A 9,139-nucleotide genomic window follows, 5' to 3' on the forward strand; every position below is an offset into this window, starting at 1 on the left:
GTCAGGAAAAACAGCATGAAGAAATGGCACGCGAAGAGAGTTCGCACAGGTTTTCTCAACGAGAATGTTTGCACCAAACTCTTTCGCATATTTGTCAAAAGTAGTGTTTAAGTAGGACTTAACTAGCGTGGTCGCTTGCTGCTCTGAAAACTCATCGGACGGATGTCTGACATTCCCATGACGAATAATGTAGTTTATTTCATCACAAGGCCATGTTTCGACACCATTAAAAGATGTTACGACATCGCGCAGCATGTTTGTACCCGAGCGAGGGGCGCCAATGATGAATACATTATAGTGGTCTGTACTAGGCACTCAGCCCTCCTATATAGTCGAGTAAACGCCCCGATAGAGCTTTATACTCGTAATTATCGATAGCGAACTGCCTCCCGTTGACTCCTAACTGCTCGCACTCGACTTTACTCATAGAACGTAGCGTCTTGATTCCATCAGCAATTAACTTTGCATTTTCTGCGCTTACAGTAATACCGGCACTAGCCAACTCGACAGGATCAGATGCGCCCGAATAGGAATGCAACACAGGTTTTGCGGCGTAAAAATAATCTGGGATTTTATTTGGGGATACTCCAAAGCGATATATATCATCGTCCAGCCACCCCAAGTAACAAACATCAAACAGCGCTAGCGCACTACTGACCTGGTCCTTCTGAACAGGGCCCGTAAATATCACGTTTGATAATCCATCTTTATCTATACGCTCTCGAAATTTTTCTAGGTATTGGCCTTTACCAACAATAACGAAATAAATTTCAGGAGCTTCATGCCGCAGAATCGCCGCAGCATCTAACAAATACTCCAAAGCATCATTTGCGCCTATTGAACCTGCATACCCAACTACAAACTTACCAGCACCTAAACCCTTGAACTCCTCTGGCAACTTAGATTTAACGGCAAGCCCATCAAAATCTACGCTATTAGGTACCCAACAAAATGGCTTCTTCGTAAAACCTTGCTCGCTAAGGTAACTAGAAAAGTTTTTAAGGTTAGACATAACACCATCGGACGATGCATAAGCAAAATGCTCTATTTTAGAAAGCAGAAAGATTAGAGGGTTCCTTTTACTGTATCCGCCTAACACTCTTAACGTTAGGGGCCAGATGTCTCTAACATCGAAGATCAGTTTTGCCTTACTGAGCCTCGCCACTCCCCAAGCTCCTAGAAAAGCGACAAGCGAAGGTGATGAGCATATCACCACTGTTGGACGCTCGCCGAACTTACGGTAATGAACTAAAAGTCGAAAAACAAACAAGAACCAGTTAAATATTCGGATCTTATTGAACGATGAACTATATTTTTTAACCTTAACCCTTGCGACTTTGAAACCGTCTGAAAGGTCAACATCATAGGCACCCTTTATCATTCTCGGGCTATGCAATTTATGGTTAAAATTGGCACATACTAGCGTAGTATCTACTCCTGATTCGGCTAAGCCTTTGGCCATGAAGTAACTTCGCCCTCCCATTCCGGTAGAAGGAGTAGATGCATAATGATTTATTATCCAAACATTATCATTGCGAGAAACTGGCATTTGAAACCTTAAGGTAAACGATAAATGAAGCTATAAGATATGGATTCGTCCATATACGGGAACGGCTATTTATGAAACTGAGCAACAACGTCAACAACTTTGCTGGCTGAGTTTAGGTCCAAATGATCCCCTATAGGAAGGCTCAGAAGCCTGTCCCCAAGGCCATGCGTATAGAAACCTGAAAAATTCTGCTCGATATAATTGTATGCATTCAACTCTGGTAACGAGATCGGGTAGTGAACCCCGCTTTGTATATTATTTGCAGCCAAATGTTCCTTTAGGCTATCGCGCGCGGCACTTTCTACTACAAACAAGTGGTAAACCTGTTTAGCCCAGCTTGCACGTTTTGGTAGCTTGATTGCCTCAATGTTTGAGAGCTTTTCCAAGTAATAGGCGGCAATACGAATTCTATTCTCGGTCCACGAATCCAAGTGCGGAAGCTTTGCTGAAAGAATAGCCGCCTGCAAGCCATCGAGCCGCGAGTTTCTGCCTTCAAACTCATGGTTGTATTTATCTATGCGTCCGTGATTGGCGATCATTTTCGCTTTAACGTAGGTATCATTACAATTGGTCGTTATTGCCCCACCATCACCGTATGCGCCAAGGTTTTTACCTGGATAGAAACTGAAGGCTGCTACATCACCAATTCCGCCAACTCTTTTACCTTTATATTCAGCGCCATGCGCTTGAGCGCAATCTTCAATAACCTTCAAACCATGTTGGTCGGCAATCTCTTGCAACGCATCCATATCACAGGGATGTCCATACAAGTGCACAGCCATAATCGCTTTGGTATTTGGTGTGACGAGAGAAATGACCGAAGCAGGGCTTAGCGTGTAATTGTCTGGGTTTATATCGGCAAAAACCACTTTACAACCAGCTCGCGTAATAGCCTCGGAAGATGCGACAAAGCTATTTGCCGGTACAATAATTTCAGAGCCTTTTTGAATACCTAAAGCTTCAATCGCAATTTCCAGAGCATCCGTACCATTCCCCACCCCTAGACAATGCTCCACTTGGCAATACTCTGCGAAAGCACTCTCAAACGCTTGAACATACTTACCGCCAACAAACGCAGTTTCGGAGATGACAGATGCGATTGCCTTATCAATATCTGATCTAATCGATTCATACTGCTGCTTAAGATCAAGAAACTTAACCATTTAGATTCCTTATTTTTTTAGCCGGGTTGCCAGCATAAATACCAGGCTCATTTATATCCTTCGTCACCACTGCGCCTGCACCAATCACAACATTGGAACAAATTCTCACCGGCAAAATTGTGCAGTTAGAACCAATTGAAACATTGTCACCTATAACCGTGCATAACCACTTACTTTTGTCGCCGCCAGCAGGGCCGCCATCAGAAAACAAGTCATTAATAAACATAACACCATGGCCTACGAAACAATCCCGGCCAATATCAACCAACTCACAGATAAATGTATGCGACTGCACCTTCGTTCGATCGCCAATAGTGACGTCTTTTTGGATCTCAACAAAAGGGCCAACGAAGACTCCGTCACCTAAAGCACACCCATATATATTTGCAGGCTGCACGATGGTGACATTCTCACCAAACTGCACATTGACGATGGCAACGTGCTTCTCTTTAAAAGACATTTAAACTTTTCCAAGCTTACAGCGCTGTGGCTTGAAATGAAGATACACTTCTTTCCCGGTCTCAATTGACTCATAAATCGCGTTAATCAATTCCAGACTTTTTCGACCAACCAAACCATCAACCAAGTGTCGTTTCTCGTTCTGAATACTATCTACAACATGCTCATAATAAGCTTGGTGCCCAAAGCCATAAACATTTGGAGGATTAACAGAGTACTTGTCCATTACATCTGCATCTTCAGGTGACTCCTCCAAGAAGTTCCATACTTTCATCTGGTTGACCGCAAAGCCGCCAATTTCGATGGACCCAGTTTCGCCAAGTAACGACAATGACCCTTCAAGATCTTTCGGCCTCACTGCTGTCGTGGCCTCAATGACACCGATCGCCCCATTTTTAAAACGAAGTGTTACGACTGCCGTATCCTCTGCCTCAATATCGACTAGCGCCGTTCTACTCATTGCAAAAACGCTTTCGACATCGCCCATCATCCACTCGAGGAGGTCAATATGATGGCTTGCCTGATTCGTCAGCACTCCACCATCTAAGGCCCAAGTACCTCTCCAAGCGTCCTGATCATAATACGCCTGCGGCCTACACCATCGCACCCGCACCGTGCCCATTACCAGCTTTCCAAGTCGGCCAGCATCCAATGCCTCCCGCGCTTTTTGAACCGGCACATTGAAACGATTCTGTTTAACAACGAATAGTTTCACACCATACTTATCGCACTCGGCTATCATACGATCGGCATCTTCCAAGCGAAGCGCCATTGGCTTCTCGACCATGATGTGTTTCCCGTACGGGGCCAACTCAATAACATGCTGCGGATGCAAGCCACTTTCAGTAAGCACCACCACAACATCAATTGCTTCGGATCGCATCATCTCATGCATATCTGTAAAAGCCGGTACACCAAACTGCTCGCCAATCTTATTCGCTTTTTCAGCAACGATATCGCACACAGCAGCTAAACACGCGCCTGGAATCTGTTCAAAGCCTAGAAGCTCAGAGTGCCTTTTAGCTATGCGGCCACAGCCTACTAATGCAAATTTCAACGACCTGCCCATTCGATACTCCATTTAAACGTGTGTTAATATAAAATTTAACGGCCTAACAATCGCTCTAGGATCTTAAAAGATGCAGATCCATCGCCATACAGGTTAGCGCGCGGGCCTTCGCTTACGCACTCTGTCGACGCAGCTTTCAAAATATTCCCGTGAGCTGCACCAACTAAGCTATTTGCACAGATATCAACTAGCTCAACCCACTCAGTTTCATCCCGCAAAGTGATACAAGGTTTCGAGAAAAAGTATGCTTCTTTTTGAAGGCCGCCACTGTCTGTCATTACCCTATCGCAGTTTGCTATTAGCCAAACCATATTCAGGTACCCGACCGGCTCAATAACCGTGATCCCTTGAAATTCAAGACCATATTCAGAGATAATTTTCCTTGTGCGCGGGTGTAATGGCAAAATAATATGTTGATCAAGCGCAAGTTCATTCAATGCACTCACAATGCTCGTCATTCTTTCCAACGAATCGGTATTCTCCGCACGATGAATCGTACAAAGCATGAAACCACCATCAGTAACATTATCTGGTTTAATAGCTAAATCTTTATAAAAAAGTGCGCCATCCAACATCACATCTCCCACATTATGAACCCGCGCATCATTTTTCCACGCATCAACACCTTCAATCTGCAAATTTTGCACAGCCGTTTCAGTCGGGCAAAAAAGCCACTTACTAATTCGATCTGTTAAGATCCGGTTCACTTCCTCAGGCATTGCCATGTTAAAACTACGCAAACCAGCCTCAACATGCGCGACAGGAATATGAAGCTTGGATGCAGCAAGCGCACCAGCAAGAGTCGAGTTGGTATCACCATAGACCATCACAACATCAGGTTTTTCTTTAAGTAACACATCCTCTATGTTTACTAGCATTTTCCCGGTCATTGACCCATGGGTTTGGCCACCAACACCCAATTGATAATCCGGCTTCGGGATTTGCATTTCTTCGAAGAAAATATCACTCATATTTGCGTCATAGTGCTGACCAGTATGAACAATAACTTCATTAATGCTTTGTCCACCTCCGTTTCGCTTTGCGATCTCACGACTAACCGTACCAGCTTTTATAAATTGAGGGCGAGCACCTAAAACAGTAACTATTTTCAAGACAGTAATTCCTGATACAATCCAAATAACTTTTTCTCTTCCTGCTCCCAATTGTACTTTTCTACAACTGCTCTTCGCCCATTTTCTCCAAGCCTTTCTGCCTCACAAGGGTGATCATTTAAATACTGGATAGCACCAGACAGCTCATCAACGTTTTCAGGGTCAACACAAATACCGCAATCATTTCCCTCAACAATCTCTCTCCATAAGGGAAAATTCGAAGTAACGATAGGTAAACTAGCACTCATATACTCGAACATTTTATTTGGTTGCGCATCGACGTGATTTGGCGATGCCAAGAAAGTCACGATACCAGCTCTTGACCTAGCGAGAATTTCAGCAACCTCTTCACGACTTTTAAAGCCCAAATCATTTACCGCATCAAACTCCTGAAAAGACTTAACTTCATCCTCCAGGTTTTTACTTCCAAAACTGCCAACCAAATTAAGCCGAATGCCCTTAGTCCGCCCAACTGCTTTTACCAAAGGTTTAATACCGCGAATCTCGGAAATACCTCCAACATACGCCACTTCGCCCACTTTAGCCTGATCATCGGTTACACAAGAAAGCTCATTTAAGAGAGGGTAATTGTTTATATTCGCAGTCAGATTACAAAAGCATCCAAACTTAGCCGTAATAATTGGCGTCGCTCCGATAACCGCATCTAACCTTGGACATGCCCATTTTTCGTAGCGATCAATAATCTTGCTCAAAAACCATCTCGCCAACGGATGTAAATAAGGTTTTCCTAATAACTGTTTTGGAAGGTCCTCATGCGCATCGAAGATAACAAGTTTACCGCGCCGCTTTAACCTAATTGCAATAGGCAATAGTTCTGGGTCATGCAGGTGATACAGGTCAGCATCTAACTCTAGCGCTTTTTTGTACACTTTTTTAACCGTGCGAGTCATTCTAGATAAACGGCCACCATCTTTAGCGCCGACATCCAAAATCGACACGTTCTCTTTGACTTCGTCTCCGAGTCCGTCGGCAATAATCAGTGAAACATTATACTCTTCGGCAAGCGATCGACACATTTTTATGTAGATTCGCACGTCATAACGAGGATGGGCAGAGCTCAAATGGACAACTCTATGAGGCTTGGACATTGAAGCGCTCCTCCCACTTTGCAACTGAGTAGAACTTAAACAATAGCCTGCCATCCAGACTATCTATGGCAGGTGCATCCCTTGTAACCTTTTTAAGAATCTTTGAGCTCTTAATGGCTTCTCTCATCTCTGCCTTATGCTTAGACAACCATTCGTTTTCCGGTGCATTAAAGCCAAGCTTGTTCTTCCTCCAAACAATACTCGCAGGCAGCAACTTGGCAACAGCGTTACGCAGGATATATTTCGTCCAGCCATTTTTTACTTTTAATGATCCAGGTAGGCGCAGTGAGCGTTCAACCAACTGATAATCTAGAAATGGAAGGCGAGCCTCTACAGAACAAGCCATTGAATTTTTGTCTTCATACCTGAGTAAATGCGGTAGCTGAGTACACTGCATTTCTTGCTCTTGCAGAAGCTCAATTGAAGAGCTCGAGCGGGCTAGCCGATCCACCCAGCCTAGATCCCCAATAAAGGCATCGCTGAGTAATTTGCATTTCCTTCTTAGTCTCCATTTGCGTATCCAAGCTAGACGGAAGTATAGTTGATAAGCAAGCACCTCAAACATGGACAGGCGAGAGTTAGCTTTACTTTTCAAAAGTGCCTTGAACCGTTGCATCAAAGGTAGAGAAGCTATATACGAGGCGTAATAACGTTCGTATCCAAGTAGCGACTCATCTCCTCCCTGCCCATCCAATAGAACTTTTATCCCCAGCTCCTTTGCTCGCCTCATAACCAAATACTGCATCACTAAGCTATAACTTCCAAATGGCTCTTCTTGCGCATAGACAACATCATCAATTGTCTTTAAAAAGTCAGCGAAGGTAGGTTCAACAACCTCTAGATTTAATCGAAGCTTCTCTGCGACTTCTGCAGCATAATTGCTTTCATCAAACTTTGTTTCGGTGGATTTCGCATGAATCGCAGTAAAATTGTCGCCGTTGTCTAAATGATGAGACGCAACCCCTGCGACTGAGGAGCTGTCTAAACCACCACTCAAACAAGTCCCAACCTTTACATCCGCGCGCAATCTAAACGAAACACTTCGATAAAGCTCAGCTCGATAACCATCCACAGCAGTATGCTCATCGGTATCTTTCAACAAAGGTCTACTCAATTCTGGCCATTCATACCAACGCTTAATTTCATAGCTCTTATCTTTCAAGCTATAAGTAAGGTTGTGGCCACCAGGCAAATTAAAAATACCATCGAAAAAAGTAGACTCCGTATGTTCACTCAATCCGATCACTAAAAAATCACGCAATATGTCGTAATTTGGCAGGCGTTGTGCCACGAATTGTAAGAGTTGTTTAATTTCAGAACCAAACAAGAAAAGGCCTTTTTGCTCGCTGTAATAAAATGGTTTTATCCCATAACGATCACGAGAACAAAAAATAATATTCTTGAGGCTATCGTAGATAGCAAAAGCCCACATACCATTGAAGCGCTCGGTGCACTTGTCTCCCCAATGGGCGTAAGCCGCCAAAATCACCTCAGTATCACAAGAAGTATGAAACGCATACCCCTCGCCCTTCAAATCCTCTCGCAACTCGAGAAAATTATAAATTTCCCCATTATAAGTAATGGTATATCGCCCAAGGTAAGTCATCGGCTGATGGCCCGCATCAGACAAGTCCTGAATTGATAAACGCGTATGACCTAATGCGAAATCATCACCTTCATATACGCCTTCTCCATCAGGGCCTCTGTGATGAGCAAGATCATTCATTTTCCCAACAAGGCTATGCAAATCAACATCTATTCCTGCACCATTAATACAACCCGCAATCCCACACACTTTAAAAAAGCTCCCTGTATACTTTGATTAACACAAGCTCTTCAACTTCCCAACAGTTTAGAGTCGAAACCGCAAGCGCATTAGCTTTTACTTTGGGGTAGTCGCAATTCATAGCGAGATCAACCGCCTCGCTTAAGCCTTGTAAATTGTTCTGCGAGGTAACAAAACCTGCCTCGGTTTCCAAAACGAACTTACGCATTTCAGGTAAGTTGGATACAATTACTGGCAATCCCGCCATAAAGTACTCAAACATCTTATTTGGTAAACAGTACCTGTAACTCAAGCAACTATCCTCAATGAAAGAAATGCCAAAATCAGCAGACCCTGTATATGAAAGAAGAACGTCTGGCTTGACTGCAGGATGGTAAAAAATGGTATCGCACAAATCGGAAGCTTTTTTAACAGATATATCGAGCGCACCATAACCCATACAAACAAGCACTTTTGAGTCATCGTTGTATGACTTAAAAAGGGTAAGCAAATCAGATAAACCTCGGCCAGCTGTTAAGCCGCCTTGATATAAAAATATTCTTTGATCTGGCCGTAAACTAAAAGTTTCTCGAAAAATATCCGTTGACTTTGCAGCAGTATATGGAGGGCAATTTCTTACTAATTCAGGTTTTTGAATTTTATATAAACGCTGGTATTCGTTTGCTATCGAATCACTAACCGTAATCACCCTATTAGCAAATCGAATAAATAGACTCTCTATAAAAAATAATAACTTAATGCTGCTTTTTGATTGACCTGGCTTTTGATTGATTTCGTATTCATGCGCATCGTAAACAACTTTAACTCGCCCGAAACGAACAAGTTTGATAAGCGCTCCGACTGGCAGCGTATTAAGATCATTACAATGAATTACGTCAGACTTTCGAATTAA

General features: G+C 43.3%; 9 protein-coding genes. All 9 read right to left on the bottom strand.

What is annotated here, in order from left to right; translation table 11 throughout:
* Positions 1–315, bottom strand: a 315-nt coding sequence (locus A3750_RS19955) for a sulfotransferase (protein ID WP_231871898.1), incomplete at its 3' end; no start/stop codon positions are given.
* Positions 308–1,549, bottom strand: coding sequence for a glycosyltransferase family 4 protein (locus A3750_RS19960; protein WP_068453888.1), 1,242 nt, complete (start codon positions 1,547–1,549; stop codon positions 308–310). The genes A3750_RS19960 and A3750_RS19955, both read right to left, overlap by 8 nt.
* 65 nt (positions 1,550–1,614) lie before the next feature.
* Positions 1,615–2,712 (bottom strand): DegT/DnrJ/EryC1/StrS aminotransferase family protein, encoded by a 1,098-nt coding sequence (locus A3750_RS19965; RefSeq protein ID WP_068453887.1) that lies wholly within the window; start codon positions 2,710–2,712, stop codon positions 1,615–1,617.
* On the bottom strand, positions 2,705–3,172 hold the full coding sequence (locus tag A3750_RS19970) for an acyltransferase (RefSeq protein ID WP_068453885.1): 468 nt from the start codon (positions 3,170–3,172) through the stop codon (positions 2,705–2,707). The genes A3750_RS19965 and A3750_RS19970 overlap by 8 nt, the downstream gene beginning before the upstream one ends.
* Positions 3,173–4,240: a Gfo/Idh/MocA family protein gene (locus tag A3750_RS19975; RefSeq protein WP_068453882.1), complete on the bottom strand. Its 1,068-nt coding sequence runs from the start codon at positions 4,238–4,240 to the stop codon at positions 3,173–3,175.
* 35 nt (positions 4,241–4,275) lie between these two features.
* Positions 4,276–5,352 carry a non-hydrolyzing UDP-N-acetylglucosamine 2-epimerase gene (wecB, locus tag A3750_RS19980; protein ID WP_068453881.1) on the bottom strand — a complete coding sequence of 359 codons (1,077 nt, stop codon included), beginning with the start codon at positions 5,350–5,352 and terminating at the stop codon, positions 4,276–4,278.
* Positions 5,349–6,461 (bottom strand): glycosyltransferase family 4 protein, encoded by a 1,113-nt coding sequence (locus tag A3750_RS19985; RefSeq protein ID WP_068453879.1) that lies wholly within the window; start codon positions 6,459–6,461, stop codon positions 5,349–5,351. Before A3750_RS19985 ends, wecB begins: the two co-directional genes overlap by 4 nt.
* Positions 6,445–8,256, bottom strand: coding sequence for an asparagine synthase (glutamine-hydrolyzing) (gene asnB / locus A3750_RS19990; RefSeq protein ID WP_068453877.1), 1,812 nt, complete (start codon positions 8,254–8,256; stop codon positions 6,445–6,447). The genes A3750_RS19985 and asnB overlap by 17 nt, the downstream gene beginning before the upstream one ends.
* A 1-nt stretch (position 8,257) precedes the next feature.
* Positions 8,258–9,139 (bottom strand): glycosyltransferase (locus A3750_RS19995; RefSeq protein ID WP_068548688.1); only part of this gene is annotated, 882 nt, incomplete at its 5' end.

The organism is Oleiphilus sp. HI0079 (assembly GCF_001635105.1).